The organism is Polynucleobacter paludilacus, from assembly GCF_018687595.1.
Classification (GTDB): Bacteria; Pseudomonadota; Gammaproteobacteria; order Burkholderiales; family Burkholderiaceae; genus Polynucleobacter; species Polynucleobacter paludilacus.
In genome coordinates, this window is sequence record NZ_CP061298.1 from 592,939 (window position 1) to 618,837 (window position 25,899).

33 protein-coding genes are annotated in these 25,899 nt (G+C 46.3%); 20 read left to right on the forward strand and 13 right to left on the reverse strand.

Annotation, left to right across the window (positions count from 1 at the left end; genetic code table 11):
- Positions 1-24: 24 nt before the first annotated feature.
- The 7 genes from AOC06_RS03195 (at position 25) to AOC06_RS03225 (ending at position 5,766) form a co-directional block, all read left to right on the forward strand.
- Positions 25-228 carry a (2Fe-2S)-binding protein gene (locus tag AOC06_RS03195; protein WP_215335458.1) on the forward strand — a complete coding sequence of 68 codons (204 nt, stop codon included), beginning with the start codon at positions 25-27 and terminating at the stop codon, positions 226-228.
- On the forward strand, positions 225-971 hold the full coding sequence (locus AOC06_RS03200; protein WP_255880021.1) for an endonuclease/exonuclease/phosphatase family protein: 747 nt from the start codon (positions 225-227) through the stop codon (positions 969-971). Before AOC06_RS03195 ends, AOC06_RS03200 begins: the two co-directional genes overlap by 4 nt.
- On the forward strand, positions 968-2,446 hold the full coding sequence (gene cls / locus AOC06_RS03205; protein ID WP_215381186.1) for a cardiolipin synthase: 1,479 nt from the start codon (positions 968-970) through the stop codon (positions 2,444-2,446). Before AOC06_RS03200 ends, cls begins: the two co-directional genes overlap by 4 nt.
- Positions 2,446-2,949 carry a YqaA family protein gene (locus tag AOC06_RS03210; RefSeq protein ID WP_215338067.1) on the forward strand — a complete coding sequence of 168 codons (504 nt, stop codon included), beginning with the start codon at positions 2,446-2,448 and terminating at the stop codon, positions 2,947-2,949. Before cls ends, AOC06_RS03210 begins: the two co-directional genes overlap by 1 nt.
- Before the next feature lie 58 nt (positions 2,950-3,007).
- Complete coding sequence (locus AOC06_RS03215; protein WP_215381189.1) at positions 3,008-3,784, forward strand: 3-hydroxybutyrate dehydrogenase; 777 nt, start codon at positions 3,008-3,010, stop codon at positions 3,782-3,784.
- Positions 3,785-3,925: 141 nt separating this feature from the next.
- On the forward strand, positions 3,926-4,519 hold the full coding sequence (locus tag AOC06_RS03220; protein ID WP_215381191.1) for a urate hydroxylase PuuD: 594 nt from the start codon (positions 3,926-3,928) through the stop codon (positions 4,517-4,519).
- Between the two features lie 146 nt (positions 4,520-4,665).
- Positions 4,666-5,766, forward strand: a complete 1,101-nt coding sequence (locus tag AOC06_RS03225; RefSeq protein WP_215381193.1) for an alkene reductase — start codon at positions 4,666-4,668, stop codon at positions 5,764-5,766.
- Positions 5,767-5,807: 41 nt separating this feature from the next.
- Here AOC06_RS03225 and AOC06_RS03230 read toward each other — a convergent pair whose 3' ends face one another.
- Genes AOC06_RS03230 through AOC06_RS03250 form a run of 5 tightly spaced genes read right to left on the reverse strand, consistent with a single transcriptional unit; the run spans position 5,808 to position 8,809 of the window.
- On the reverse strand, positions 5,808-5,990 hold the full coding sequence (locus AOC06_RS03230) for a hypothetical protein (RefSeq protein ID WP_215335465.1): 183 nt from the start codon (positions 5,988-5,990) through the stop codon (positions 5,808-5,810).
- On the reverse strand, positions 5,987-6,583 hold the full coding sequence (locus AOC06_RS03235; RefSeq protein WP_215381195.1) for a cytochrome b: 597 nt from the start codon (positions 6,581-6,583) through the stop codon (positions 5,987-5,989). Before AOC06_RS03235 ends, AOC06_RS03230 begins: the two co-directional genes overlap by 4 nt.
- Positions 6,584-6,643: 60 nt before the next feature.
- The gene (locus AOC06_RS03240; protein WP_215381196.1) at positions 6,644-6,832 is read right to left on the reverse strand and encodes a hypothetical protein; all 189 of its coding nucleotides are present in this window, start codon (positions 6,830-6,832) and stop codon (positions 6,644-6,646) included.
- 33 nt (positions 6,833-6,865) lie between these two features.
- The gene (locus AOC06_RS03245) at positions 6,866-7,663 is read right to left on the reverse strand and encodes a bestrophin-like domain (RefSeq protein ID WP_215381198.1); all 798 of its coding nucleotides are present in this window, start codon (positions 7,661-7,663) and stop codon (positions 6,866-6,868) included.
- The gene (locus tag AOC06_RS03250; RefSeq protein ID WP_215381200.1) at positions 7,664-8,809 is read right to left on the reverse strand and encodes an alpha-hydroxy acid oxidase; all 1,146 of its coding nucleotides are present in this window, start codon (positions 8,807-8,809) and stop codon (positions 7,664-7,666) included.
- Positions 8,810-8,909: 100 nt separating this feature from the next.
- Here AOC06_RS03250 and AOC06_RS03255 point away from each other — a divergent pair, with 100 nt between their 5' ends.
- The 3 genes from AOC06_RS03255 (at position 8,910) to AOC06_RS03265 (ending at position 11,486) form a co-directional block, all read left to right on the forward strand.
- A complete protein-coding gene (locus AOC06_RS03255; RefSeq protein WP_215381202.1) occupies positions 8,910-9,821 on the forward strand; it encodes a DMT family transporter in 912 nt (303 codons plus the stop codon).
- A 94-nt stretch (positions 9,822-9,915) separates the two neighbouring features.
- Positions 9,916-11,064 carry an aminotransferase class V-fold PLP-dependent enzyme gene (locus tag AOC06_RS03260; protein WP_215381205.1) on the forward strand — a complete coding sequence of 383 codons (1,149 nt, stop codon included), beginning with the start codon at positions 9,916-9,918 and terminating at the stop codon, positions 11,062-11,064.
- Between the two features lie 158 nt (positions 11,065-11,222).
- A complete protein-coding gene (locus AOC06_RS03265; protein WP_215381208.1) occupies positions 11,223-11,486 on the forward strand; it encodes a hypothetical protein in 264 nt (87 codons plus the stop codon).
- Here the strand turns inward: AOC06_RS03265 and AOC06_RS03270 are convergent.
- Positions 11,480-12,370, reverse strand: a complete 891-nt coding sequence (locus AOC06_RS03270; RefSeq protein ID WP_215381210.1) for an NAD(P)H-hydrate dehydratase — start codon at positions 12,368-12,370, stop codon at positions 11,480-11,482. The two genes, AOC06_RS03265 and AOC06_RS03270, sit on opposite strands and share 7 nt — an antisense overlap.
- A gap of 92 nt (positions 12,371-12,462) precedes the next feature.
- On the opposite strand from AOC06_RS03270, the gene AOC06_RS03275 reads away from it, so the two are divergent.
- From AOC06_RS03275 to AOC06_RS03285, 3 genes are read left to right on the forward strand one after another with little or no spacing between them, the layout of a single operon-like run.
- Complete coding sequence (locus AOC06_RS03275) at positions 12,463-13,320, forward strand: LOG family protein (protein ID WP_215381211.1); 858 nt, start codon at positions 12,463-12,465, stop codon at positions 13,318-13,320.
- A 19-nt stretch (positions 13,321-13,339) separates the two neighbouring features.
- Positions 13,340-13,852 carry an ion channel gene (locus AOC06_RS03280; protein WP_215381212.1) on the forward strand — a complete coding sequence of 171 codons (513 nt, stop codon included), beginning with the start codon at positions 13,340-13,342 and terminating at the stop codon, positions 13,850-13,852.
- 3 nt (positions 13,853-13,855) lie between these two features.
- Positions 13,856-15,073 carry a BaiN/RdsA family NAD(P)/FAD-dependent oxidoreductase gene (locus AOC06_RS03285; protein ID WP_215381214.1) on the forward strand — a complete coding sequence of 406 codons (1,218 nt, stop codon included), beginning with the start codon at positions 13,856-13,858 and terminating at the stop codon, positions 15,071-15,073.
- Here the strand turns inward: AOC06_RS03285 and AOC06_RS03290 are convergent.
- Complete coding sequence (locus tag AOC06_RS03290) at positions 15,042-15,800, reverse strand: TerC family protein (protein WP_215381216.1); 759 nt, start codon at positions 15,798-15,800, stop codon at positions 15,042-15,044. The genes AOC06_RS03285 and AOC06_RS03290 overlap by 32 nt on opposite strands.
- 162 nt (positions 15,801-15,962) lie before the next feature.
- Between AOC06_RS03290 and AOC06_RS03295 the strand changes: the two genes are divergently transcribed.
- Positions 15,963-16,511, forward strand: a complete 549-nt coding sequence (locus tag AOC06_RS03295) for a phasin family protein (protein ID WP_215381219.1) — start codon at positions 15,963-15,965, stop codon at positions 16,509-16,511.
- A 42-nt stretch (positions 16,512-16,553) separates the two neighbouring features.
- Here AOC06_RS03295 and AOC06_RS03300 read toward each other — a convergent pair whose 3' ends face one another.
- A complete protein-coding gene (locus AOC06_RS03300; protein ID WP_215381222.1) occupies positions 16,554-16,778 on the reverse strand; it encodes a TIGR02450 family Trp-rich protein in 225 nt (74 codons plus the stop codon).
- A gap of 14 nt (positions 16,779-16,792) precedes the next feature.
- The gene (locus tag AOC06_RS03305) at positions 16,793-17,095 is read right to left on the reverse strand and encodes a hypothetical protein (protein ID WP_215381224.1); all 303 of its coding nucleotides are present in this window, start codon (positions 17,093-17,095) and stop codon (positions 16,793-16,795) included.
- A 94-nt stretch (positions 17,096-17,189) separates the two neighbouring features.
- On the opposite strand from AOC06_RS03305, the gene AOC06_RS03310 reads away from it, so the two are divergent.
- Together AOC06_RS03310 and AOC06_RS03315 are read left to right on the forward strand one after the other, a co-directional pair.
- The gene (locus AOC06_RS03310; RefSeq protein ID WP_215381230.1) at positions 17,190-18,239 is read left to right on the forward strand and encodes a fumarylacetoacetate hydrolase family protein; all 1,050 of its coding nucleotides are present in this window, start codon (positions 17,190-17,192) and stop codon (positions 18,237-18,239) included.
- A 170-nt stretch (positions 18,240-18,409) separates the two neighbouring features.
- Entirely contained in the window at positions 18,410-18,598 is a 189-nt protein-coding gene (locus tag AOC06_RS03315; protein ID WP_112203691.1) for an Hc1-related histone H1-like protein, read from the forward strand.
- Between the two features lie 45 nt (positions 18,599-18,643).
- Here AOC06_RS03315 and AOC06_RS03320 read toward each other — a convergent pair whose 3' ends face one another.
- Together AOC06_RS03320 and AOC06_RS03325 are read right to left on the reverse strand one after the other, a co-directional pair.
- Positions 18,644-19,090 carry a hotdog domain-containing protein gene (locus AOC06_RS03320; RefSeq protein WP_215272291.1) on the reverse strand — a complete coding sequence of 149 codons (447 nt, stop codon included), beginning with the start codon at positions 19,088-19,090 and terminating at the stop codon, positions 18,644-18,646.
- Positions 19,091-19,528, reverse strand: coding sequence for a GNAT family N-acetyltransferase (locus AOC06_RS03325; RefSeq protein ID WP_255880023.1), 438 nt, complete (start codon positions 19,526-19,528; stop codon positions 19,091-19,093).
- Positions 19,529-19,680: 152 nt separating this feature from the next.
- On the opposite strand from AOC06_RS03325, the gene AOC06_RS03330 reads away from it, so the two are divergent.
- Positions 19,681-20,259 (forward strand): hypothetical protein, encoded by a 579-nt coding sequence (locus AOC06_RS03330; protein ID WP_255880024.1) that lies wholly within the window; start codon positions 19,681-19,683, stop codon positions 20,257-20,259.
- Positions 20,260-20,332: 73 nt separating this feature from the next.
- On the opposite strand, the gene AOC06_RS03335 is transcribed toward AOC06_RS03330, so the two are convergent.
- Positions 20,333-21,151: an ABC transporter substrate-binding protein gene (locus AOC06_RS03335; RefSeq protein ID WP_215381232.1), complete on the reverse strand. Its 819-nt coding sequence runs from the start codon at positions 21,149-21,151 to the stop codon at positions 20,333-20,335.
- A gap of 103 nt (positions 21,152-21,254) precedes the next feature.
- Here AOC06_RS03335 and AOC06_RS03340 point away from each other — a divergent pair, with 103 nt between their 5' ends.
- Positions 21,255-22,892 carry an OFA family MFS transporter gene (locus AOC06_RS03340; RefSeq protein ID WP_215337058.1) on the forward strand — a complete coding sequence of 546 codons (1,638 nt, stop codon included), beginning with the start codon at positions 21,255-21,257 and terminating at the stop codon, positions 22,890-22,892.
- A 59-nt stretch (positions 22,893-22,951) separates the two neighbouring features.
- Here the strand turns inward: AOC06_RS03340 and AOC06_RS03345 are convergent, their stop codons facing one another.
- A complete protein-coding gene (locus tag AOC06_RS03345) occupies positions 22,952-23,575 on the reverse strand; it encodes an FMN-binding negative transcriptional regulator (protein ID WP_215381234.1) in 624 nt (207 codons plus the stop codon).
- A 142-nt stretch (positions 23,576-23,717) separates the two neighbouring features.
- On the opposite strand from AOC06_RS03345, the gene AOC06_RS03350 reads away from it, so the two are divergent.
- Both AOC06_RS03350 and feoB read left to right on the forward strand, forming a co-directional pair.
- The gene (locus AOC06_RS03350) at positions 23,718-23,960 is read left to right on the forward strand and encodes a FeoA family protein (RefSeq protein ID WP_215272294.1); all 243 of its coding nucleotides are present in this window, start codon (positions 23,718-23,720) and stop codon (positions 23,958-23,960) included.
- Positions 23,957-25,870, forward strand: a complete 1,914-nt coding sequence (gene feoB, locus AOC06_RS03355; protein WP_215381235.1) for a ferrous iron transporter B — start codon at positions 23,957-23,959, stop codon at positions 25,868-25,870. The genes AOC06_RS03350 and feoB overlap by 4 nt, the downstream gene beginning before the upstream one ends.
- Positions 25,871-25,899: the final 29 nt, after the last annotated feature.

The window sequence follows — 25,899 nt, forward strand, 5'->3', positions numbered from 1 at the left end:
CGATTGATTTCACAATTCCGGTAAATGGCCCAAATCATTTGTCTATGCAATGAGATCTTGGATCTGGATCTCCGAGACTATCTCGATAGCCACAGCATCAATTCGATTGATGAGTTGCGAGAGGCTGCCTCAATTTGTAATAAATGCATGCAATGCCAGGAATTGGTTGAGTCAGAAATCTATTCTGCTCGCATCCGCCGTCAAAATGCAGAGGCTTCCAAAACGTGAGCTCACCCCAGCGATTTAGCGTACTCAGCATCAACATGCATAAAGGAGTTTCTCCACTGCACCGTCACGCGACGGTACATCAATTACGACAGAAAATTCGGATCCAGCATCCTGACCTATTATTTCTCCAAGAATTACAGCAAGAGCATCGCACTCGTGCGAATCGATATCGCCATTGGCCTGAAAACGAATTAACCCATTTTTTGTCTGAAGATTTTTGGCACGATTGGCATTACGGCAAGAATGCAGAATATGCTAACGGTCATCATGGCAACGCCATCCTTTCGAAACATCCTTTGCAAAAGGGTAAGAATTACGATATTTCTGCTTACCGCTTTGAGAAGCGCGGCCTATTGCATAGCGCGATCAAGCTACCTGGGTATCAACAAGCGATTCATTGCTTCTGCGTTCATCTTGCGCTCTTTCAGAAAGGCCGAGAGCGGCAATTGGAGGAAATTATTCATTACATCAGTCAACTGACCCATCATGAGCCTACGATCGTGGCGGGAGACTTTAATGATTGGCGCAAAAGGGTCAGCGCCCCAATGCTAGATGCCGGATTTAGCGAGGTTTTTGAGGTTCTTACTGGATCGCCAGCCAAAACATTCCCGAGTTTTAAGCCCATGTTGGCCATGGATCGAATTTACGTGCGCGGTATCAAAATTCATTCAGCACAAATCTTGCATGATTGGTTGCGTTTGTCCGATCACTTGGGCATTACCGCTGAATTGGAGTGTCTATGAATCATCCCTGGAATTACGTGCTGCAATCCATGCTGGGTGTCACCTCGCTTTGGATTACTTTACTTCATGTATTGGTGGTAGGTGTCTTTGCGATCCAATTACTGTTAGTGAGAAGACCGGTTGCCGTTGCTTTTGCTTGGCTCTTTATTGTGGCGACTTTACCGCTGCTCGGAATTCTCTTGTTTTTCATGATTGGTGAGCGCCCAGTAGGCCGTAAGCTGCGCAGAAAAATCACGCGCATGGAAGAGCACTATGCGCAGATTACCCAAACCATGCGGGAGCGTTATGCAGGAGACAAGCAGTTTCTGCCTCAGGAAGCAAAAGCCTTAAGTCTTCTCGTCGAGGCGAATAACGGCACTCCAGCTGTTGCCGGCAATCGGGTGACATTGCACACCGACTCCTTGGTGATTTTGCAAGCAATGATCGAGGATATTGAGAACGCCAAAAAATCACTGCATCTTGAGTTTTATATCTGGGCCGTGGGCGGTCAGGCAGATCGTGTCTGCGAAGCCCTCATTACTGCCGCAAAACGCGGGGTTGCTTGCCGTGTTTTGCTTGATTCACTGGGTAGCAAGGATTGGTTTAAGTCTGGTTGGCCAGCAAGATTTAAAGCTGCAGGTATTGAATTGACTGAGGCACTCCCGATTCAATTGGGACGCTTTCAATTTCGTCGGGCTGATTTACGTCTACATCGCAAGATCTTCGTGATTGATGGTGCAGTAGTGTGGACCGGTAGTATGAATTTAGTTGACCCCCGTACCTTTAAACAAAATGCGGGAGTGGGTGAGTGGGTTGATGCCATGGTACGAGTAGAAGGCCCTATCGCTTCGCAGTTCGAGTTAACCTTTTTGTTCGACTGGAGTGTGGATAACACTGCCATCTACCAATTTTCTGATCCTGAGCCACTGGGATCACCAGATGCGGGGCATGTATTAGCACAGTGCTGCGCCTCAGGCCCCGTTTATCGCGATGACATCCTGTATCAAATGCTGCTTTCCACCATCATGGATGCACGCGAAGAGTTGACTATTACTACGCCGTATTTTGGGCCCGATGAAGGCTTGATTCAGGCGCTTATTGCTGCAGCAAGACGGGGCGTCAATGTCACCTTAATTGTTCCCAAGCAAAATGATTCAACGCTCGTTGCATTCAGTAGCAGAAGTTTTTATGGGGACCTCATGAATGGTGGCGTCAATATTGCTGAGTTTCATGGAGGCCTTTTGCATACCAAGTCGATGTTAGTAGATCGCCGTATTGCGGTTTTTGGATCGGTCAATTTAGACCAACGCAGCTTGCGCCTCAATTTCGAAATCAGTCTCATTGTTTATAACGAGCCCTTCTGTGCCAATCTCCAAAAACTCACCGAGAGCTATTTGCGGCAGTCGAATTTGGTTAATCCCGTCATCTGGGCCAAGCGTTCACGCTGGCACCTCATTCTGGAAAACGTAGTGCAGCTGATGTCACCCTTACTCTAATGGAAGATCTTCTTCACTCTTTTTTCCATTGGTTTGGTATGCCTGCAGTTGGACTACCCATGGTCTTTGTTACGGCTTTCGTTTCAGCAACACTCTTGCCGATCGGCTCTGAGCCAGTACTATTTGGTTACATTGCAGTGAACCCTGAATGGTATTGGATTGCTATCGGAGTAGCTACTTTGGGGAACTCCTTAGGGGGCTTATTTGACTGGTGGCTTGGGTTAATCAGTCGTAATGGTTTTGAGTCTTTAAAGGGGCCAACCAATAGCCGCGTCCAAAGCTGGCTTGAGGCTCGTGGACCCAAAATGCTCTTGCTGTCTTGGCTGCCAGGGCTTGGTGACCCTCTTTGCATAGCCGCGGGATGGTTGCGCCTACCTTGGTTATCTTGCTTGGTATACATGGCAATTGGTAAATTTTTGCGTTATGTGACTATCACTTGGCTCCTGACATTAATCCCGCACGCATTTTGGGAACATTTAGGGCATTTCATTTACCGTATTTAAATGCAATTCCTGTATCCTCGAATTTCCTTCCAGTACATTATTTATTGCGAAAAATAACATGTCCCAATTAAAAGGTAAAACTGCATTAGTAACCGGTTCAACTAGCGGAATTGGTTTGGCAATGGCTATCGGCCTAGCAAAGCAGGGCGCTAACATCATGGTCAATGGCTTTGGTGAAAAAGATGATGCGATTGCCCAAATTCAAGCTTGCGGTGTTGAGGTGGACTACCACGGCGCTGATATGAGTAAGCCCGATGAAATTGCCGATTTAATCCGCCAGACCGAGAAGCGCTTTGGCTCCCTGGATATCTTGGTTAATAACGCCGGCATCCAACATACTGCTAATGTTGAAGACTTTCCTGCGGACAAATGGGATGCCATTATCGCGATCAATCTCAGCTCGGCATTCCATACCACGCATCACGCTCTTCCTGGAATGAAAAAACGCAACTGGGGCAGAATTATTAACATCGCCTCAGTACATGGTTTAGTGGGCTCCGCCCAAAAGTCGGCTTATGTTGCAGCTAAACATGGCATTGTGGGCTTAACTAAAGTAGTTGCGCTCGAGAATGCACATACGGGAATTACATGCAATGCGATTTGCCCAGGTTGGGTTTTGACGCCCCTAGTTCAAAAACAAGTCGATGCGAGGGCGGAGCGCGAAAAGATTTCGAATGAGCAGGCCAAGCATGATTTGGTGGCCGAGAAACAGCCCTCGGGTAATTTTGTTGCCCCCGAGCAGCTAGCTGCACTAGCGGTATTCCTATCTGGCCCAGATGCTTCAGAAGTGCGTGGGGTGGCCTGGAATATGGATGGTGGCTGGACTGCCCAGTAAGCTGAGCGCATAGATAAGGCATAAGTACTTGTTTTACATCATAAAAAATGTATGACGAGATGATGACGGCAAGCGCTAATTCCGGGACCATAGAATGGTTTATAGTTAGCACGCATTCAGATTAATAAAGGAGATCCTGACATGGCTTCAATTTTGACTTCTCTTGGGCGCACTGTATTTGCAGGCTTTGTGCTCCTCGTTTTGATCCTCTTGGCACTAGGCGCAAACTTTAGCGCACCCGAGTTGCCATTTGTATTCCGCTGGTTACATGTGATGTGCGGAATCATGTGGATTGGTTTGCTCTGGTACTTTAACTTTGTACAAATTCCATCCATGCCAAAGATTCCTGATGAGCAAAAGCCAGCGATTGGTAAAGTGATTGCCCCTGCGGCTTTGTTTTGGTTCCGTTGGGCAGCACTCTTCACAGTGGTGACCGGCATCATCCTGGCTGCTTTGAATGGCTACATTCATCAAGCGTTTACTTTGCAGGCTCCATTCCGTGCGATTGGTTTGGGCATGTGGATTGCTTTGGTAATGGCCTTTAACGTTTGGTTCATCATTTGGCCAAATCAGAAACGCGCCCTCGGCATCGTTGCCGTGGAAGCTGATGTCAAAGCAAAATCGGCTCGCGTAGCGATGTTGACATCCCGCATCAACACTTTGCTTTCGATCCCAATGTTGTTCTTGATGGTTGCACAGTCATGGAGCAGGGTTTGGTTAGTAGTAATTTCCTAATCAATAATGATTTTTAGAAGAGGCCCGCATTGCGGGCCTTTTTATTTATATCGAGACAATCAACCCCTCAGCCAAATCACCTCAGCAAAATTCACCAAAGTTTGCTACATTCATAGAGTCAGTTCAACCCCATTAGAAAGAGCGCAATGTCCGGAAAAGAAATCATGTTCACCCCAACTCAACTCGGTGCTATTGGCATCAAAAATCGTTTGGTGATGGCACCCCTCACCAGAATGCGTGCCGTTGCTGGTGATGTTCCTAACCCCTTAGCAAAGACCTATTACAGCCAAAGAGCAAGCGCAGGACTCATCATTACCGAAGCAACTCAAATCTCTCCCTTGGGTATGGGTTATCCAGCGACTCCTGGTATCTATTCCCCAGAACAAACTGCTGCATGGAAAGAGATTGTGGATGCGGTCCACGCCAAGGGAGGTGCCATTGTGGCGCAACTATGGCACGTAGGACGAATTTCTCACTCCTCCTTGCATCCTCAAGAAGGGCTGCCAGAAGCGCCTTCAGCAATTGCTCCTGCAGGCCAAACCTATGGCGCTGATTGGAAGCTGCACGACTATGAGACCCCAAAAGCGATGACCGAGGCAGATATTGCTCGCCTCTTACAAGAGTTCAAACAAGCGGCACAGAATGCAAAGGCTGCTGGTTTTGATGGGATTGAAATTCACTCTGCTAATGGCTACTTGTTAGACCAATTCTTGCAAGATAAAACCAATCATCGTTCCGACCAATATGGCGGCTCAATTGAAAATCGGATACGTTTGCTTGGTGAGGTAATCGAAGCGGTAGCGACAGTCTATCCAAGTGATCGCATTGGTGTGCGTCTCTCACCTTATGGCAGCTTTAACGATATTGCAGATAGCGATCCAGTAGCCTTATTCACAGAAGTAATTCATAAGCTGAATACCTATGGACTAGCTTATCTTCATATGATCGAGCCTCGCTCAACCTCTGCTGGTGGCAATGACCAACACGATGAGGCTGCTCCAGTCACCTCTGAGTTATTCAGGGCTTTATTCAAAGGCAAGTTCATTACTGCTGGTGGATATGACCAGGCCTTGGGTGAAAAAGTATTGGAAGAGGGTTTGGCAGATGCGGTTGCCTATGGCCGAATTTATATTGCCAACCCGGATTTGGTGGAGCGCTTCAAACAGAATGCCCCACTCAATCCTTATGACCGTAAGACTTTCTACGGCGGTGGTGAAGCAGGGTATACCGATTACCCCAGTCTGTAATTAGCTAAACATGAAACGATAAGGCCCAGTTTTTCTGGGTCTTATTTTTTGGTTTGATCGGTATTGTCTTTGATTAGGCCGTACTGATTGGCAGCAATGATGAGCGCAATAGATGCGCATCCCAGTGCAAAAAATTGCCACTGGTGCAGAATGGCTGTGCCGATGACGGTCATCAAAATTGTCCAGCCCATGACGAGCTTGGCTTTGGTATTGAAAGGCTTCATTTTGATCCTTGAGGAGATTGCTCAGACAGTGAAGAACGACGATACAACATGCGCTGAAGTGTATCGTTTTTTAAGACAAAGTGCTGCCAGATGGCACTGAAAGCGTGCAAACCAATCAAATAGTAGAGTGCATTACCCAGCCATTCGTGAGCTGCTTTGAAGCTCTTCTTCACAGCGGGGTTATTTTGAATCAGGTTGGGCAGCTCCCATCCCAGCCAATCAACTGACTTATTACCCGCTTGTAAAAAGATTACCCCAAGTATCGGCAGGAGGAGCAGCAGGCAATACAGCAGGGTATGCATGACTTTTCGTAGCACGGTCACTACACGGTTGACTGTAATCGATGAGGGATTGCCAAAATAGGATTTAGCAAAGAGTCTGAGGACGACGCTGATCAAAATGAGTTGCCCTAAATAGCCATGTATGGTTTTGCAAAGCTCGCGGGGAGGGCTACCTTTAATAAATTGGCCTTTTAATTCGATCGAGGCCAGGGCTAGAACTACTAAAAGAAAAATAAACCAGTGAAAGAAAATCAGAACGGGGTGATAGCGTTGAATAGTCATGTGAACACAAAAAAGATAATGTGTGTTCATGATAGTAAAACTCATTGACTATGATTCTTGCATGGTCAATTTACGAACCAGAAACAATCACTAAATAGGCATTCTCATTTTGGCGCTTAAATTACTGAGTAGACCAAGCTTGTCTAGTTGCGATAAGCGCAAGGCTTCTACTTCAAAGTCGAGTTGTGCTGGGTGAAACTCAGTATTCCCCAGATGAATGACGTAGGTCCAGACAAGATCTCGACCTCGGTTCTTAAAAATATCAACAACTCGCTTCATGTCTACCGCCTATTAGATACGGGGATACAGCAATTAATGGCTTGCGCTCAAGGGCTTGTTGCTTAGTTGAGATTGAAGGGTGGTTTGGAGAGAAAGCAAGTTGCGAGGCTTAATCAGAATAATGCCCCGTGTTGGGCTATCGATATCAGCAATCAGAAAAAATGCGACTGAGACAATCAAAGGAAAGATGATGAATAGTCCACGATTTTTCATGTAATTGCGAGCCCCATAACCGACTAAGGCGTTAGCAAATACCGCAATGGCAATCATCAAGGTCCACGCTGCAATAGGAATGCGATTCCACCAAGCCGCTTGGGTATAGCCTTCAGAATTCAAGACCTCATTCATGCCAGATGCAATCAGCGCAGGGGTAGCCCCATTTTGGCTTTTGACATAGGGCAAGATGTTATTCCAGAGCGCCATTTGGGTTTTTTCAGTTTGGGCTCGGAGAGCTTGCTTCTCCTCATCTAATCTCAAACTATAAAAAGTAATGCGTTGATCCAAATACTCCACTAGTAATGCCTTAGTTTTATCTGCGGAACTGGCAGGCAACAAATCTGCACGTAAATATTCGGTGCCGATGGCATTAGCCTCAGCTTCCTCCAAGGTGTGCCTCAAGTCATAACGAGTGATCGCCATAGAGAAAGTAAAGCCAATAATGAGACCCAGAAGCGTCAAGGTGGCAGTTTGAATGACTCCTAAATCAAATTCCGATTCGGTATCTGCATTGCGATATCGACTAAAAAAGCACGAGCCCATCCAGGCTGAAAGAGTCAGCAAGATCAAGCTACAGACAAAGATGATGGCTGGCCAGTCGAATATGTAGAACATTTAAAAAGTCCCTGGATACAAAATGTCTTTAGTCACATTCTGAATGTCGCGATGTCCTGTAAACGCCATCGTGATATCCAATTCGTTACGAATAATTTCTAAACATTTGGTGACACCAGCCTCGCCCATCGCGCCTAAGCCGTAAAGGAAGGGGCGACCAATCATCGTGCCTCGTGCACCAAGGGCCCAAGCTTTGAGTACATCTTGTCCAGAGCGTATGCCGCCATCCATCCACACTTCAATATCCTGACCAACTGCGTCCACAATACCGGGCAGAGCTTTGATGCTGGAGATAGCGCCATCGAGTTGACGGCCACCATGATTAGAAACAATTAAGGCATCTGCGCCAGAGTCGGCAGCAAGGCGTGCGTCTTGCTCATCCAAAATGCCTTTGATGATGAGTTTGCCACCCCATAATTTTTTAATCCATTGCACATCATCCCAATTGAGACCTGGATCGAATTGCTCAGCAGTCCAAGACGAAAGGGAAGACATATTGCCCACCCCTGTGGCATGCCCAACGATATTGCGGAAAGTCCGACGCGGTGTCATCGCCATACCCAAGCACCAATGAGGTTTGGTGGCCATGTCAATCATATTGGCGATTGTGAGTTTGGGAGGGGCTGATAAGCCATTCTTCAGGTCTTTATGGCGTTGTCCTAAGATCTGTAGATCTAAGGTGAGCACTAAGGCAGAACATTTAGCTGCCTTCGCCCTTTCAATCAGTCGTTCAATAAAGCCACGGTCTTTCATGACATAGAGCTGAAACCAAAATGGCTTAGTGGTTCTCTCGGCAACATCTTCAATGGAGCAGATGCTCATGGTAGACAAGCAGAAGGGCACACCAAACTTTTCAGCAGCTTTGGCAGCCAATATTTCTCCGTCGGCGTGCTGCATGCCGGTGAGTCCAGTGGGAGCTAGCGCTACAGGCATCGTTACCTTTTCGCCAACCATGGTGGTTTCCAGAGTGCGGTTAGTCATATTGACGGCGACTCTTTGACGTAACTTGATTTTCTGGAAATCAGACTCGTTTGCGCGATAGGTTGATTCGGTCCAAGAGCCAGAATCGGCGTAGTCGTAAAACATCTTGGGGGTACGTTTTTGATGAAGAACCCGCAGGTCTTCGATATTGGTAATGATTGCCACTGGGCTTCCTCTTGCTAAATTTGGCTCTATCTTAGCAATACCCCAGCTTTCTTTCTACAATCGAGCTTTTCAACGGATTTTCCTGCTTCTAGACCCAGTGATGTCACAGATTCCCTTATCCACCATCTTCTATCTGGTAAGCGCTACCGCACTTTGGGCTGGAAATGCTATAGCGGGCCGTTTATTGGTTGGTAGTGTTTCACCGATTACGCTCAGCGCAGTGCGTTGGTCACTTGCGGCACTCATCTTGTTGCCGCTGGGTTGGAGAGTCTTTAAGCCGGGCAGTGCCTTGTGGCTCAGCAAAAAACGTTTTCTGCTTTTGGGATTATTTGGAGTCGGCAGTTATAACGTTCTACTGTATTTGGCTTTACAGACCTCAACCCCAATTAATGTGACTTTGATTGGGGCCAGTATGCCGATTTGGATGTTAATTATTGGCGCACTCTGGTATCAAACGCGACCCAATCCATTACAACTCTTCGGCGCTTTGGTTTCGCTCTTAGGCGTTGCGCTGGTTCTCTCGCGGGGAGAGATGGCTATCTTGCTCAATCTTCAGGTGGTAATTGGCGATGTATTGATCATGCTTGCGACGATCTTATGGGCGCTTTACAGCTGGATGCTCAGTCGCCCAGGTAAAAGTACGGAGCGACAGTGGCCCTGGGCTGAGTTTCTGATGGCGCAGGTTTTCTCTGGTCTGTTATGGACTGCTTTATTCGATAGTGTTGAGGTGATGGCTGGACACGCTTTTATTCACTTCACGCCTTTGAGTGTTTTGCTGATCCTTTTTGTTGCAATCGGCCCATCGTTGATTGCTTATCGTTGTTGGGGGCTTGGTGTGAATGGGGCAGGGCCGACGGTCGCCGCTTTCTTTGCAAATCTGATCCCTTTATTTACTGCACTATTTTCTGCCGCTATGCTGGGTGAACCCCCGCACCTCTATCATGGGTTTGCCTTTATCTTGATTGCTTTGGGGATTGCCGTTTCCTCTGCAAAGCCTAGGGACCGGTCCTAGCGGGCTCTAAACCACTCAATTGCTCTTGTGCAATGCAAAAATAGTCAATATCGGTATCATTTAAGGCTATTTACAGAATTGCTAGGAAAAGAAAATGCCAGGTTTATTGCCCAATGTTGATCCTGATGGTCTATTAGAGTTTTCAGTGGTTTACACCGATCGCTCTTTGAACCACATGTCAAATGAGTTCAAGAAGGTCATTGTTGATATTTCGAGTATCTTGAAAGATGCCTACAACGCAAGCTCTGCAGTGATCGTTCCTGGTAGTGGTACCTATGGCATGGAAGCTGTAGCTCGCCAGTTTGCTACCAATCAAAAATGTGTGGTTTTACGAAATGGCTACTTTAGCTATCGCTGGACGCAAATTTTTGATTTGGCCAACATCACTAATGACATCACCGTGATTAAAGGTAGACAGCTAGACAATTCCACTCAAGGTGTATTTGCTCCAGCGCCTATTGAAGAGGTTGTGGCGCAGATTAAAGCGCACAAGCCAGCAGTGGTATTTGCTCCCCATGTAGAAACTTCTGCTGGAATCATTCTTCCGGATGACTACTTAAAAGCAGTGGGTGAAGCGGTGAGATCGGTGGGCGGTTTGTTTGTATTGGATTGCATCGCCTCTGGTGCAATGTGGGTTGATATGAAAGCCTGCCATGTTGATCTCTTGATTACTGCACCACAAAAAGGGTGGAGTAGTTCACCTTGTTGCGCAATGGTTGCGATGAGTGATCGTGCCCGTGAAAAAATTGAGAGTACCCAGAGCAGTAGTTTTTCGATGGATCTCAAAAAATGGTTGCAGATCATGGAGACCTATGAAAAGGGTGCTCACGTTTATCACACCACCATGCCAACTGACGCGCTCAAAATTCTGCGCAATGTCATGAAAGAAACCCAAGACCTTGGCTTTGATTCGTTAAAAGCTAAACAGGTTGAACTCGGGAGTAAAGTGCGTGCTTTACTCGAGTCAAAAGGTTATCCATCAGTTGCAGCCAAAGGTTTCCAGGCTCCTGGCGTAGTGGTTAGCTACACCAAGGATCCAGAGATTCAATCGGGCAAGAAATTTATTGCGCTCGGTTTGCAAACTGCTGCTGGTGTTCCCCTTCAATGTGACGAGCGTCCCGATTTCAAAACCTTCCGTATCGGCTTGTTTGGTATTGAGAAGTTAGAGCATGTTGATCGTACGGTTCAACACCTTGAAGCCGCTTTAGAGAAGATCGTCGAGACTGAGGCAATACCTGCTTAAGTCCAGTTACTAGAAGAAAAAGGGTCATCTTAGGATGACCCTTTTTCTTTCTGGGACTTTCATTGTCGAAGCCAAACCCTATCCAAAACCCTTAAATTGGCATATTTGTTGATTTATTAGGTATGATTCATTCATCACTGAATGTTTTGGAGATATAAATGACTCGTACTTCCCGCCTTGCTTTAGCCGCTTTGGTTTCCGCCTCAATTGGTTTAAGCCCAATGATGGTCTTGGCTGCAGATCCTGCCCCTGCACCTGTAGCTGCTCCAGCAGCAGCGCCTGCAGCAATGCCAGCAGCAACAACAGCTGCGCAAGATAAGGCTGCCGCTAAAGCAGAAAAGAAAGCCAAGAAAAAGGCAGAAAAGAAAGCCAAGAAAAAAGCTAAGAAAAAAGCGAAAGCTGCAGAAGCCGCTGCTCAGTAATGTTGATTTAGGAGTGATCTCATTTCTAAAATGAGTTCGGAGGGTGTTAGGCCAAGCGGCCCGACACCCTGAGCAACTAAAGCATCAGCAGCGCTCGCATGCAACTCTACTGCTAGGCAGCTTGCATCCCATAAGTCCAAAGCATGACGCACGCCTTGTGCTGCTAAGGCAGCAATGCTCCCTGTCAAGACATCCCCCATCCCGCCTGTCGCCATACCTGCGTTGCCTTGTAAGCACTGCACGGGCGCATCAATAGGTGAGGCAATCAGTGTATGTTGACCCTTGAGAATCACAATTGACTGAGTTAGCTCTACCAAGGCATGAATAGATCCAAGCCGATCCGCTTGGACTTGCGCGCTAGTAGAGTTTAGTAGTCGAGCAGCTTCACCTGGATGAGGTGTTAATACTGTTGACAGCGGAAAAGTTTGATTGCGATGACGCAAGAGAGTTAACAAAGATTCATCTTGACCGATGAGGTTAAGGGCATCCGCATCAATGATGAGAGGAACGGCAGGGTAGCTTAGTGCTGCACTGAGCCACGCCTGTGCAATTGAAGTATTTCCAAGACCTGGACCAATCGCAATGCAGTCTGGTTTTAACTCTGTAAGTTGCATCGCTGCATCAGGCTTGGCTAAGCGAACCATCAGCTCAGCTTGCTCAGGCACGCAATGGGCTGAAGCAGGATCTAGCATTTCTAATATAGTCCAGCCTGCACCCAAATGGAGACAGGCTTTTCCGGCTAAGACAATTGCCCCAGCCATACCGGGGGCGCCACCAATCAGCACCACTTTTCCAGCATCAGATTTGCTTTCTGCTGGATCGCGCTGGAGTCGCTTAATCAGTGCAAAGTAATTTAAAGGCTCGGGGGCTGTAGTGTTAGGCATGAATAGAAATAGATGGCTCTCAATAGATGTTACTACCAAGCCGTCAAATAAAGGTATTAAGATGGAAGCACTGAATATTTTGAAGGCAATCGATGAGCCCTAAGCTCCCCGTTAACAATTCTCAGACCATTACCGAGTTCTTCAATCTTCATAAAGAGGATATTCATGAAGAAACTACTGAGGAATCTTACAAGTTTGCTTTTGCAGACGAAGCCTTCTTGGCTCGCAAAGAAACGATGGGAATTCGGTTTGAGTTGGAGTTGCTAAAGCCCGACATCCTATTACGTGAACATGGTATTGAACATACCATCACGGTCTTTGGCTCAACGCGCTTTATTAGTCATGATGAAGCAGAAAAACGAGTGGCAGAAGCCAAGACTCCTGAAGAGCAGTTTGAGGCCAAACGGGCAATCGACAATAGTCACTTTTATGAGGAAGCCAGAAAGTTCGGTACTTTAGTGGCCCAATACAATGCGACCCAAACGAGCGCTAATAACAAGTTGCATATTTGTACTGGTGGTGGTCCCGGCATTATGGAAGCAGCTAGCAGAGGCGCTTTTGAGAGTGGCGACCAAACCATTGGTTTTAACATTAGCCTGCCGCGTGAGCAAAGACCCAATCCCTATCTCACTGAAGGCCTCAGTTTTCGCTTTCATTACTTTGCACTCCGCAAGATGCACTTCATGCTGCGTGCGAGAGCTATTGTGGCCTTTCCTGGAGGATTTGGTTCCATGGATGAACTGTTTGAGGTGTTGACCTTAATGCAAACCCATAAGGTGGCCCTACTACCGATCATCCTGGTTGGTAAAACTTTTTGGGAGAATTCGATAAACTTCAATTTAATGATGGAGTACGGAGTGATCGAACGAACCGATATGAAGCTCATTCATTGCACCGAAACCGCAGAAGAGACTTGGCGAATTATCCAGCAGTGGTATCAACTGGCCTGAACCTTCAGATATTGAGACGATGCAAATACCAGATAACTCCCTCGTAGTACAGCTCGATATACCTGCCTATACCTTTGGCATCGCCATATTGATGATTGTCATGGTTCTTCATGGGGTTTGCCTCCTCCAGATCGCTAAGCGTTATGAGGTCAAAGCCTATCTCTATTTAGAAGAGAAAAAATATACCGCAGTCACTACAGTTTTTTATCTATCTATCTTTCTACTCCTCATGACTCATCTCTTTGAGATTTTGATTTGGGGTCTATTCATTTACAGCTTTGGGCTAATAGCGCATTGGTCACAAAGTGTTTTATTTAGTGGCAGCGCATATACGGCAATCGGTTTTATGGATGACACCTTGCCTGAAGGCTGGCGCATGCTTGCTGTGATCATCGCATTTTCTGGCTTATTTGCTTTTGCTTGGACAGCCTCAGTCATGATCTCAATGACGAGGAGTTTTCGGAAAGCATATACGCGGATTCATATGCATAAACTCAATCTGTCCCAAGAGATTATCGATCGGTTTGAATAATCTATGAGTACACAATGGGACGCCATCATTATTGGCGGAGGTGCAGCTGGCCTTTTTTGCGCAGGAGTCGCAGGGCAACTCAATAAGAGGGTACTGGTACTGGATCATGCCGAGGTCTTGGGGGAAAAGATTCGGATTAGCGGGGGTGGCCGCTGTAATTTCACAAACCAGCATAGTGGCCCAGCCAATTTCTTATCACTCAATCCCCATTTTGTGAAGAGTGCTCTTGCACGTTACCCTGCAAAAGCCTTTATCAAATTAGTAGAGTCCTATGGCATTGACTATCACGAGAAACATCAGGGTCAACTGTTTTGCGACCACTCTGCGCAAGACATTATTCAAATGCTGTTTGCTGAGTGCGCTAAAGGGAAGGTGGTGATACGCAATCCCGTGTCTGTACTCAATATTGCGCAAGAGTCAGGAAGCTGGGTGGTCAATACCAGCGCAGGATCAGAAAAAACAAAGTCTGTTGTCATGGCAACCGGCGGCTTACCAGTGCCCGCGATTGGTGCCACTGCTTACGCACTGGATATTGCCAAACAATTTAATCTGAGTGTGGTTGAACCTCGCCCAGGTTTAGTCCCTCTGTCCTTTACTGCAGACTCATTTCATCATCTCAATGAATTAGCAGGTCTGAGCTTGCCAGTCCGAATTAGTTCAGGATCTAAAGGTGATCGCTATGGTGTCTGCCGCTTTCAGGAAGACTTATTACTGACGCACAAGGGCTTATCTGGGCCAGCTGTTTTACAGGCCAGCAGTTATTGGACTGAAGGTGAGGGTATCCATATTGATTGGCTTGGCTCAGTTGAAGTGGCTGGTGGCTTTCATTGCGATACTTTGTTTAATGATGAGGACAATCGCTTAAAAACTGCTGAGACAATTTTGGCTTCTGTGCTTCCGCAGCGTTTGGCAAAAGCCTTTGCGGAACAGAAAAATCTTGCAGGTCGCAAGTGGGCAGAAGTCTCTAAAAAAGATCGCCAGGCACTTAAAGAATTGATAACCAACTGGTCGGTGAAGCCTGCAGGTACCCTGGGCTGGAAAAAGGCTGAAGTGATGCTGGGAGGAGTAGATACCAACGATCTAGATGGTCAAACGATGATGGCTAAATCCCATCCTGGTTTGTATTTCATTGGCGAGTGTGTTGATGTTACTGGCCACTTAGGCGGCCATAATTTTCAGTGGGCTTGGGCTAGTGGCTTTGCTTGCGCGCAAGCTGTTTAGCTCGAGCGCGAATATTGAGTAACTCAACCCCCAGAGAAAAAGCCATCGCAACATAGATGTAACCCTTAGGGATATGCAATCCCATCCCTTCGGCAATTAAGACTACACCCACGACGGTCAGAAAAGAGAGCGCCAACACTTTGATGGAAGCATGGCGGCCGACAAAGTCTCCGATCGGTTTAGCAGCAAGTAGCATGATCAAAACCGAAGCGATCACAGCGGCAATCATGATCGCAATCTCATCCACCATACCTACTGCAGTAATGACACTATCCAAAGAGAAGATCATATCGAGTAGCGCAATTTGCCCTACTGAAGCAATGAATAATTTCTGGATAGATTCTTTGGGGCTGATCTGCTCAGCTTCTGAAGGGGTATTGGAGTCATGATGGAGCTCCACTTCAGAATAGATTTCCTTTGAGGCTTTCCAGATCAGGAAGAAGCCGCCGAGTAATAAGATCAGATCTCGACCAGAGACCGCATGCTCAAAAAAGCTAAAAAGGGGTTCTGTTAAACCCATCACCCATGACAAACTCAGTAACAGTAGGATGCGGGTGACGAGTGCAAAAAGGAGGCCAATCCGCCTAACCTGTTCGCGGATGCTGACCGGTAAGCGACCTGCAATCACACTAATAAAAATAATGTTATCGATGCCCAGAATAATTTCGAGTGCGGCCAAGGTGAAGAAGGCTACCCAAGCATTAGGGTTTACAAGTAGATCGAGCATGAATGGGGTTTCTTCTAATGAATTTAAAAGGACGATCTCCATTTTAACGATTCAAGGAGTGCTTATTGGCAAGTGTCGAATTTGGGTATAGAGTAGGGTTTATCAGGCAAGCATTCTTAAATTCCGAATTTTCTACCGCACAATTGATTAAAGGAAGGCACCATGAATCCAAAAGATTTTCAGGACTGGCAAAGAGAAAAAGCGAAAGAGCTGTTCACTTTCTCACACAAATTACTTGAAACCGCTAAAGAGATTGGCGATCATCATCTGGCTGAAGTTGAGTACAGCATGAAAAATGCCATGGCTACTGCCAAGTCAGCCGCCAAGAATGACCTTGGTAAATTAAAAGATCTACAAGAAGAAGCAACAAAAGAAGCTGCTAAGCGTGCAGCAACTTACCAAAAGAAGGTTAAATCCTTGCTGAAGGATTTGGGTGAGAATGCTGCTGATGAAACAGAGAAACATTTAGAGAAGGTGCGCCATTCATTGGTCAGCTGGCTTGAGGATGCAGAAAGCAAAATGCCAGCCCATGCAGACAAGTTATCGAAAGTGGTTCATGAAATGTCGACCACTGGTCAGCAGATGTTTCAGGAGGGCCGTCGCATTGTGAATCAAGTGGCCGATACTGCCGAAAAGAACCTGGATGAGTTGGTCAAGAAAACCTCGGCCGGTAAAGGCAAAGCAAAAGCAAAAGAAGCCGGTTCGGAATAAGATCGCTTTACTTTGATAAAAGCCACCCTAGCGGTGGCTTTTTTATTTCCAACCCTGTAACCAGCAATCACTGTCAGTCAATTCTCGCCAAGGAATGACTCGCACCTTTTTGCTGAAGACTGCCTCAAGCTCAACCGACTCTGCTATCAATTCCTGTTCGGGATCTGAGTAGATCACTTTAGATACTAAAAAATGTTTCTCTTTATTCTGTGGCTGCACCGCAGTCCATTTAGTTAATAGCAGTTTCTTGGGGCTGAGGGGATTCATCTACAGGGACCCCTTTAAAGTGCTGTGCATTGATATGCTTTATCGGCAATGGTGAGCTTGCCCTGACTAGGAATAAATTGCACTTCAGCATCTTGGGTGAGTGCGGGACATTGATTGGCAAAATAAGTCACCTCTCCCAGAGCGCCACAATGGGTATAAGTGGTATTGGGCAGGATCATTTGCGCCTGCTTGAGAATTATTGAGAGCTTCTGCCCATCGACATCTTGGCACTTCCAGGTCGTGTAGTCGACCCTGCCACAGGCAGAGAGCATGGTGTTGCCCAAAAGGAGGATGAGAGACTTTAATAGGGTTCGCACACCCGAAGCATAGCGAAATTTTGGGCATTTTGCGTTTGGTATTAAGATTTATCTAGAGTGGTATAAAAAAGATAAAAATCTTAAAGGAGACAATATGGATACAAATCGTCGCGATATTCTCAAGATGGGTAGCAGTGCTGCCTTAAGTAGCTTGCTGCTCTCTGGCACTGCAGAGGCTGCTAGTAGTAATTCTCCAGTGGCAGTTGAGCCATTGACTGGAAAAGCGGGTTACCGAGTAGCAAACTACTTGCCACGCATGGGCGCTACATCCCGTCTAGGATTGGTTACTAATGATGGCATGGTGATTGATATCCCCGCTGAGGCGGCTCGTCAAAAACTGACCCTATCTTTCGACCCTACTTCCATGATCTCCTTAGCGGGCTCTGGCAATCAAGGGCTCCTGGATTTGGCCAAGCTTTTTAAGAGCCGGGGTCAAGCCACTCAAAACGTGAACCAAATTATCTTGCTCTCACCAATCCCTAAACCTCAGAGCAATATTTACTGTGTTGGTTGGAACTATCTGGATCACTTCGAAGAAGGTTTAAAAAATCGCGAAGATAAAAGCATCAAAGAGTATCCAAAGGTGCCCGTAATTTTCACTAAGGGCACTCAGACCATGAATGGCCCCTTTGACAAGATTCCTTACGATGGCGGTATTTCCACCATGATTGATTGGGAAGCTGAGCTTGCCGTCGTGATTGGCAAGAAGGGTAAAAATATTTCCGAAGAAAATGCAATGGAATATGTTTTTGGCTACTCTGCCTATAACGACACGACTGCCCGCGACATTCAGCAGAAGCGACAATCTGGCCAGTGGTTTAAGGGGAAGAGTCTAGACGGTCATGGACCAATGGGTCCTTGGGTAGTTACTGCTGGTGGCGTAGACCTTAAAGACGTGCGAGTGATTTGTCGGGTCAATGGAGTTGAAAAACAAAATGCCAGTTACGCGCAAATGTATTTCAAAATTCCGGCGATCATTGCAGAGTTATCGCGCGGCCTCACTTTGCTACCAGGTGACATTATTGCCACTGGTACACCTTCAGGAGTGGGCTATAGCAGAAATCCCCCTGAGTTTTTAAAGCCCGGTGATGTCATGGAGTCTGAGGTGACAGGTATCGGAATTATCCGAAATACGATTGCGTAATAGCCTCACTAGTATAAAAAATGGTTATTTTTCAATAAGTTATGAGGATTTAGGGGTATGACTCTGTAAGAGTTTTCCCCTATTTAGACTGTCAATAACTCTACTTTTTATAGAGATATACTTGCTTTCGTAGTGGTTAGGGAACCATTTTTTAAATATTAGGAGACAAGATGTCACAACACGATACATTGCTAGCCGCTTTTGAGAATTACATCGCTGAAAACGAAAAATTCATTGGTAAGGGCGTTAAGGCATCCGCAGCTCGTGCTCGTAAAGCTTTGCAAGAAATTGCTGGTGCATGCAAAGAGCGCCGTAAAGAAATTACTGCTCATAAAGAAGCAATGGAAGCGAAGAAATAATCTTCTTGGGCTAACTCTGATTGATTAAAAACCTAGCTCATGAGGCTAGGTTTTTTGCTTTTGGGAATCTACTGAATCCACTAAAGGAAATAGCCACTCTGGTAGACCCTTTGGCTTGTGTGTTTTGGTATCGACTGCCACCAAATGAATCAGTGCACTGGCCAGTAAAGTAGGCTCTTCAGATGGGTTGGCTTCATTGATCTTCTTGGCAGTTTGTTTAATCGCGATTTGAGTGCGACCGCGATGCTCAATCATTTGATCAATCACTAAGAGGTCATCCAATCGTCCGGGACGATGAAAGTTCATGGTGAGCTCGCGCACGGGGAAAAGAATTTCGAATTCCTCTACTAACCTCAAGGGGCCGATGCCTAGACCATGAAGCCAAGCAGCTCTGCTACGCTCAAAGATTTCTAGATAACGGGCATGGTAGACAAAGCCTGCAGTATCGGTATCGGAATAGCAAACACGAAAGGTATAGGGAGTTGTAGTCATTTATGGCGCAGTAGGGTTCAATACCAACATCATAGAGCGATGTGGAATTCCTGCTTCATCATAAACAGGCCCATGGGCTTGAAATCCCAATTTCTCATAAAAAGGAATGGCAACCATTTGGGCGTTGAGAACAAAACGCGCAATGCCTTGTGACTTCCCAAAACCAATTAAAGCCCCCAGCAGCTGTCCACCAAAACCCTGTCTTCGGTAGGGGCTCAATACTGCCATCCGACCAATCTTTCCGGCGCCGTCACTTTGTACAACCAGTCGTGCAGTGCCAATGCATTGTGAGTTTTGATATAGCAGGGCGTGTTGGGCTTGCGCATCATAGAGGTCAAGCTCCATTTCTTCTGGAACAGCTTGTTCTTCAATGAAGACTGTTTTCCGAATTTGATAGGCATCCGGCTCTGCTTCAGCCCAACTCTTTATCAGTATCACTAGATATTCTCCAAAAACTCCACTTACCCTAGTACTACTACCAATATAGAGCATCAATTAAGACTTTTTTGTCTTAAAACTGATAATGATCATGGTTACAATCAAAAAGCGGTTTACACCTGCATCTAAAAACCTCATTACTAGGAGTTATCTTGAAGAAATCAGTCTACGCTTTATTCGCCTCAATTGGCCTTGCTTTATCTGCTTCTGCATCAGCTCAAATGCCAGCTAAGATGGTTCCTTTGGCAGCTGACGTCATGGTGTTGACTGCAACGATTGACTCGGTTGATATGAAAACCCGTGTTGTAACTTTAAAAGATGCGAATGGTAATTTGGCTCAGATGAACGTTGCTAAATCAGTAAATGATTTGGGTAAGGTAAAGAAGGGTGATGTTTTCGTGGTTGAGCATGCTCAAGCACTTGCAGTTGGATTGACTGCAGCAGGAAAAGATCAGAAGCCCGGCGCCTCAGGCGTTCACTCTGTTGTGATGGCCGGCAAAGGTGCTGCTAAACCTTTTGAAGAAACTCAAGATACCGTTTATGCAACGGTGAAGATTTCTACTATTGATTACAACAGCCGTGTTGTGACTTTTACACTCCCATCTGGTGAGAAGCAAAAAGTGAAAGTGGCTCCAAGTGTTTTAGGTCTTGAGAAATTCAAGGCAGGTGACGATGTGATGGTTGAGTTTGTTGATGACACCATCATCACCTTTGAAACCCCAAAGAAATAATTCAGTTCAGACTGAAGTCATTAGTACCTAGCAAAAGCCCATCAATTGATGGGCTTTTTCTTTATTCGCTCGCTTACCTACCGCTAGATTTAGCATTCGGAAAGAAGACCTGTTGCCCATCAATCTTGTAGGAAGCAATCGTAGACTGTCCGTCTTTAGAGATTAGCCAAGCAATAAAAGTTTGACCTAATACTTTCTTCACCTGAGGAAACTTCTCGGGGTTGACTAGCATCACACCATATTGATTAAAGAGTTTTCGGTCCCCTTCAACGACGATGATGAGATCACCGCGATTTTTAAAGCTGAGCCATGTGCCCCTATCAGCAAGAATGTAGGCATTCATAGCTGAGGCAGTATTGAGGGCAGGGCCCATGCCTGATCCGGTGTCTTTGTACCAAGCTTCACCAGTAGGATTGATGCCAGCACTCTTCCAATAGCGAAGCTCTGCTGCGTTTGTGCCACTCTTATCGCCCCGAGAAACAAACGGTGACTGAGAAGCGGCAATTTTCTGAAAGGCGTCATTAATGTCTTTGCCGCCTGCAATCTTGGCTGGATCACTTTTAGGCCCAATCAGAATGAAATCGTTGTACATCACCTCATATCGCTTAGTAGCAAAACCCTCAGCTACAAATTGTTCTTCTGCCGATTTGTCATGAACAAAGACCACATCGGCATCACCTCGGCGACCAATATCTAAGGCCTGGCCCGTACCAACCGCAATGACTTTGACATCAATGCCACTCTTACTTTTAAAGATCGGTAATAGATAACTAAATAGACCCGACTGCTCTGTAGAAGTTGTGGAGGAGACCACGATACTTTTCTCTTGAGTGAAGCCACAACTGGCAAAACTTATTAGAACAACGAGAAAAAATGTTTTGATGATGTTCATGTGCGGGAAAACCCTTATATTTAATGACAAGGATGTAACTACTAAATGCAAAGTTTTTGTTGATGCAGTATAAACAGGAGATGCTGCATAACAAGGAGACAAAATGTTCCATCTATTAGATAAAGAAAGAACCATTGCGGGTTCTGGTTTTAATCGCTGGCTGGTGCCACCAGCTGCATTGGCTATTCACCTGTGTATCGGTATGGCTTACGGCTTCTCCGTTTTCTGGTTACCTCTTTCAAAAGCATTGGGTGTTTCTCAGGGCGGAACAGAAGCAATTAAATGTCCAGCAGATGTAGGCTTTATTGGACAACTCTTTACTACCACCTGCGATTGGCAAATTTCCACGCTGGGTTGGATGTACACCTTGTTCTTTGTATTCCTTGGTATCTCAGCTGCAATTTGGGGTGGTTGGTTAGAGCGCGCTGGTCCTCGTAAAGCAGGCGTCGTTGCTGCTTTCTGTTGGGGTGGCGGCATGCTCATCTCTGCTCTCGGCGTTCATCTGCATCAGTTTTGGATGATGATCATCGGTTCTGGTGTTATCGGTGGTATCGGCTTGGGATTGGGTTACATCTCTCCTGTATCCACCTTGATTAAGTGGTTCCCAGATCGTCGCGGTATGGCAACCGGCATGGCCATCATGGGCTTTGGTGGTGGCGCCATGATTGGCTCACCCTTAGCAGCGATGTTGATGAAAAACTTTGCCTCTCCAACGAGTGTTGGTGTGGCACAAACCTTCGTAGTGATGGGGCTTGGCTATTTTGTGTACATGATGTGTGGCGCTTTTGGCTATCGCATCCCAGCAAGCGATTGGAAACCTGTAGGCTGGACTCCGCCCGTTTCGCAGGGCAGCAACGCCATGATTACCAACCGCAGCGTTAGTGTTAAAAAAGTGTGGGGCATTCCTCAGTTCTGGTTGGTGTGGATGGTGCTGTGTATGAACGTCTCGGCAGGTATTGGTGTGATTGGTATGGCATCACCAATGCTGCAAGAAGTATTTGCTGGTAGTTTGATTGGTGTTCAACAAACCTTTACCGAACTCGATAAAACACAGCTCACTGCAATTGCTGGAATCGCTGCTGGCTTTACAGCGCTGATTAGCTTATTTAACATTGGTGGTCGTTTTTTCTGGGCTAGCTTGTCTGATAAGTTAGGTCGCAAGATGACCTACATTGTCTTCTTCGTCTTAGGTGGCGCAATGTACTTTAGCGTGCCAAGTAGTGCTCAGGCAGGCAATCTGGCCTTATTCGTCGGCGCCTTCTGCATCATCTTGAGTATGTATGGTGGTGGCTTCGCGACGGTGCCTGCTTACCTGGCGGATTTGTTTGGTACACAGAACGTGGGTGCGATTCATGGCCGTTTATTAACCGCTTGGTCTACTGCCGGTATCTTGGGCCCAGTCGTTGTGAACTATATGCGCGACTATCAGTTAGGTTTAGGCTTGCCACGTGCTCAGGTTTATAACCAAACCATGTACATCCTCACAGGCATGTTGGCAATTGGTTTGATCTGTAACTTATTGATTCGTCCAGTAGCTGATAAGTGGTTCATGACTGATGCTGAGTTGGCTGAAGAGAAGCGCTTAGCACATGAAAAAGCCTTAAGCTCGGTTGTAACTGGCTCTGGCGGTAATGAACAAACTTCATCGTTGACAGTCTTGTTAGCATGGATTGCTGTAGGTATTCCATTGGCTTGGGGTATTTATAAAACAGTCTTAAGTGCAATGAAGCTCTTTGCGTAAGCTTTACTGCTCTCAGAAAAACGGCTCCTCGTGAGCCGTTTTTTTATTTCCAAACTGTTTTAATCTTGCTTCATCAACTTGAGCATCGCCTGCAGATCTTCTAGGGAAGATTGTTTGAGGTTCTGAATCACCCCGTCGTATTCTGAAGGCGTACGATTCTGACTCAGTTTAAATTTACCAACCAGACTCGAAATCTTGATTTCAATTCCAACAATGGCTTTGAGCATCATTTGGACATAGTCTTCTGGCGCATCATCGAGCTTCCAGTCAGATTGATAGATAGGCTCATGAGTGTCGGTGAGTTGCGATACATGTTGACGAATCCATTGCGGATCTTCTTTAAGATTCAGAACACCTTGCACATGAACTACGGCGTAATTCCAGGTGGGAACGACTTTGCCAGTCTCATATTTTGATGGATACCAGGCAGGGGTGATGTAAGCATGTGGCCCATGAAAAATTGCCGTCACTTTAACCTCGCCTGCTTGGGCTAATTTGGTTAAGGGATTCATTCTGGCAATGTGACCATGTAAATATTGGCCATCTTTACTTACCACCAGTGGGATGTGATTGATTTCGAGTTCACCGTCTGTATTGCCAATCAGAGTGGCAAGGGGGTATTCACCCATGATCTTCAATAAGATCCCGCGGTCCTCGACTAAGAAATGCTTGGGTAGGTACATAAGTATCTCGGCTTAATCAGTATTTCTGACAGTGTATTACTACAACTCGGCGTAGGTCGGGTACTTGCTACAGATGAGAATTATTCTCACTTTATCGCTATAATGAGAACCATTCCCATTAAATGCCAAAAGTGCCATATTCATGCTTTTAGACCAGGCTTCCTTAGATACCCTTTTTAGGGTTAAAGGCGTTCTTCCTTCGACAAGCACCCCGGAAGTGAAGGGGCAATTGGAAGACATTGGTTTTTTGACTGGCGAGCAGGTCACCGTCTTACGCAAAGGTCTTTTTGGTAAAGGGCCAATTCTGGTGCGGGTGGGCTCTTCCACTTTTGCCTTGCGTGAGAACGAAGCCAAGCTGATTGAGTTAGAGGCGATTGCATCATGACAGAGTCACGGATTCATTTCTTCGCCAAAGAACCTTTAGTTGCGTTATTGGGTAATCCCAATTGCGGCAAGACCGCACTTTTCAATTTATTGACCGGTAGTCGACAAAAGGTCGCTAATTATTCTGGTGTGACAGTGGAGCGCAAAGAAGGTAATTTAACGCTTAGCTCAGGCAAGGTGATTCGGATCTTGGATTTGCCAGGCGCTTACAGTCTCTATCCCCGTTCACTGGATGAGCGTGTGACTTGCGATGTGTTGCATGGCAGGGCTGCTGGAGAAAAAAGACCCGACTTAGTTCTGTGCGTACTCAATGCCATGAACTTGCGTGCCAATCTGCGTTTGGTCTTGGCGGCTAAGCGCTTGGGTTTGCCTTGTGTGGTTGTGCTCAATATGGTTGATATTGCCAAACGTCACGGTTTGCTAATTGATGAGCAGGCCTTAGCAAAAGAGTTGGGTATGCCAGTAATCTCTACGATTGGTATTCAGGCTAGAGGGGCTGATGATCTCAAGGCCTACTTAGCTAATCTGGATTGGCGCAATTTAGCAGGACTTGCGCAAGCCTCTATTGATGAGGGTGATGAAACGGTCATTGCACACTCTGAGCATATCGAGTCAGACAATATCCAAGTTCATCGCATTCTCAAAAAACTCAATCTAGATCATGTGATTCCAGACCACTTCAGCGATCGTCTGGATTCTGTCTTGTTGCACCCGATCGTCGGCCCGATTATTTTGACGGTCTTACTGTTCTTTATCTTTCAGGCAGTCTTCTCTTGGGCAGTCTATCCAATGGAGCTCATTAAGCTTGGCCTTGAATACTTGGGCGGCTTGCTTACTCAGTTCCTGCCAGACAATTGGTTCAGAAGTTTATTGATCGATGGCATCCTAGCAGGGGTAGGGGGTGTATTGACCTTCCTGCCACAGATTCTGATTCTGTTCTTTTTCATCCTCGCTTTAGAGGAGTCCGGCTATTTACCTAGAGCTGCTTATTTATTAGATCGTTTAATGGGTCGAGCTGGCTTATCAGGCCGATCCTTTATTCCCTTGCTATCAAGTTTTGCCTGCGCGATCCCAGGCATTATGGCGACGCGTAGCATCTCTAATGCCCGCGATCGTTTAATTACCATTCTGATTGCACCAATGATGACCTGTTCAGCGCGTTTGCCGGTTTATGCATTGCTGATCTCTGCATTTATTCCGCATACCAAGTTATGGTTTGATCTCGACTTGCAAGGCCTAGTCTTATTTGCCCTTTACCTTGCCGGTATTCTTGGGGCAATGGGCGTAGCTTGGTTGCTTAAGCACTTCACCAGCAAGCAATTCAAAGTGAATGCACTAATGATGGAGTTACCCAGCTATCACTTGCCTAGAGTGAGCAATCTGGCAATTAGTCTATGGCAACGCGCTGAGATTTTTCTGAGACGCGTTGGCGGAATCATCTTGCTAATGACCGTTGCCTTGTGGGCGCTGTCGAGTTTTCCATTACCGCCTGAGGGTGCAACAGGAGCGCCGATTCAATACAGCATCGCGGGCATGTTAGGCCATGCTTTATCGGTTGTGTTTGCGCCGATTGGCTTTAACTGGCAAATCAGTATTGCCTTGGTTCCTGGTATGGCAGCGCGTGAAGTCGTTGTCAGCTCATTGGCAACGGTATACGCCTTATCCAGCACTGGCGCTGATGCAGCCAGTGCGCTCGTGCCTTTAATATCTTCTACGTGGAGCTTGGCTACGGCATTGTCATTATTGGCCTGGTTTGTTTTTGCTCCTCAGTGCCTATCGACGATTGCGACTGTCAAACGGGAGACTGGCGGCTGGAAGATTCCCATCATTATGCTCAGCTACCTTTTCTTTCTAGCTTATCTGGCTTCTTTTATTACCTACCGAATTGCATTGTTCTTCGGTCTAGGTTAAACCCTGATCTACCCGTTTTAAGCCACTTT

Coding starts and splice junctions, on each gene's coding strand:
- AOC06_RS03195 (WP_215335458.1), top strand. CDS start 25: ATGGCCCAAATCATTTGTCTATGCAATGAGATCTTGGATCTGGATCTC.
- cls (WP_215381186.1), top strand. CDS start 968: ATGAATCATCCCTGGAATTACGTGCTGCAATCCATGCTGGGTGTCACC.
- AOC06_RS03210 (WP_215338067.1), top strand. CDS start 2,446: ATGGAAGATCTTCTTCACTCTTTTTTCCATTGGTTTGGTATGCCTGCA.
- AOC06_RS03215 (WP_215381189.1), top strand. CDS start 3,008: ATGTCCCAATTAAAAGGTAAAACTGCATTAGTAACCGGTTCAACTAGC.
- AOC06_RS03220 (WP_215381191.1), top strand. CDS start 3,926: ATGGCTTCAATTTTGACTTCTCTTGGGCGCACTGTATTTGCAGGCTTT.
- AOC06_RS03225 (WP_215381193.1), top strand. CDS start 4,666: ATGTCCGGAAAAGAAATCATGTTCACCCCAACTCAACTCGGTGCTATT.
- AOC06_RS03230 (WP_215335465.1), bottom strand. CDS start 5,990: ATGAAGCCTTTCAATACCAAAGCCAAGCTCGTCATGGGCTGGACAATT.
- AOC06_RS03235 (WP_215381195.1), bottom strand. CDS start 6,583: ATGAACACACATTATCTTTTTTGTGTTCACATGACTATTCAACGCTAT.
- AOC06_RS03240 (WP_215381196.1), bottom strand. CDS start 6,832: ATGAAGCGAGTTGTTGATATTTTTAAGAACCGAGGTCGAGATCTTGTC.
- AOC06_RS03245 (WP_215381198.1), bottom strand. CDS start 7,663: ATGTTCTACATATTCGACTGGCCAGCCATCATCTTTGTCTGTAGCTTG.
- AOC06_RS03255 (WP_215381202.1), top strand. CDS start 8,910: ATGTCACAGATTCCCTTATCCACCATCTTCTATCTGGTAAGCGCTACC.
- AOC06_RS03260 (WP_215381205.1), top strand. CDS start 9,916: ATGCCAGGTTTATTGCCCAATGTTGATCCTGATGGTCTATTAGAGTTT.
- AOC06_RS03265 (WP_215381208.1), top strand. CDS start 11,223: ATGACTCGTACTTCCCGCCTTGCTTTAGCCGCTTTGGTTTCCGCCTCA.
- AOC06_RS03270 (WP_215381210.1), bottom strand. CDS start 12,370: ATGCCTAACACTACAGCCCCCGAGCCTTTAAATTACTTTGCACTGATT.
- AOC06_RS03275 (WP_215381211.1), top strand. CDS start 12,463: ATGAGCCCTAAGCTCCCCGTTAACAATTCTCAGACCATTACCGAGTTC.
- AOC06_RS03280 (WP_215381212.1), top strand. CDS start 13,340: ATGCAAATACCAGATAACTCCCTCGTAGTACAGCTCGATATACCTGCC.
- AOC06_RS03285 (WP_215381214.1), top strand. CDS start 13,856: ATGAGTACACAATGGGACGCCATCATTATTGGCGGAGGTGCAGCTGGC.
- AOC06_RS03290 (WP_215381216.1), bottom strand. CDS start 15,800: ATGCTCGATCTACTTGTAAACCCTAATGCTTGGGTAGCCTTCTTCACC.
- AOC06_RS03295 (WP_215381219.1), top strand. CDS start 15,963: ATGAATCCAAAAGATTTTCAGGACTGGCAAAGAGAAAAAGCGAAAGAG.
- AOC06_RS03300 (WP_215381222.1), bottom strand. CDS start 16,778: ATGAATCCCCTCAGCCCCAAGAAACTGCTATTAACTAAATGGACTGCG.
- AOC06_RS03310 (WP_215381230.1), top strand. CDS start 17,190: ATGGATACAAATCGTCGCGATATTCTCAAGATGGGTAGCAGTGCTGCC.
- AOC06_RS03315 (WP_112203691.1), top strand. CDS start 18,410: ATGTCACAACACGATACATTGCTAGCCGCTTTTGAGAATTACATCGCT.
- AOC06_RS03320 (WP_215272291.1), bottom strand. CDS start 19,090: ATGACTACAACTCCCTATACCTTTCGTGTTTGCTATTCCGATACCGAT.
- AOC06_RS03335 (WP_215381232.1), bottom strand. CDS start 21,151: ATGAACATCATCAAAACATTTTTTCTCGTTGTTCTAATAAGTTTTGCC.
- AOC06_RS03340 (WP_215337058.1), top strand. CDS start 21,255: ATGTTCCATCTATTAGATAAAGAAAGAACCATTGCGGGTTCTGGTTTT.
- AOC06_RS03345 (WP_215381234.1), bottom strand. CDS start 23,575: ATGTACCTACCCAAGCATTTCTTAGTCGAGGACCGCGGGATCTTATTG.
- AOC06_RS03350 (WP_215272294.1), top strand. CDS start 23,718: ATGCTTTTAGACCAGGCTTCCTTAGATACCCTTTTTAGGGTTAAAGGC.
- feoB (WP_215381235.1), top strand. CDS start 23,957: ATGACAGAGTCACGGATTCATTTCTTCGCCAAAGAACCTTTAGTTGCG.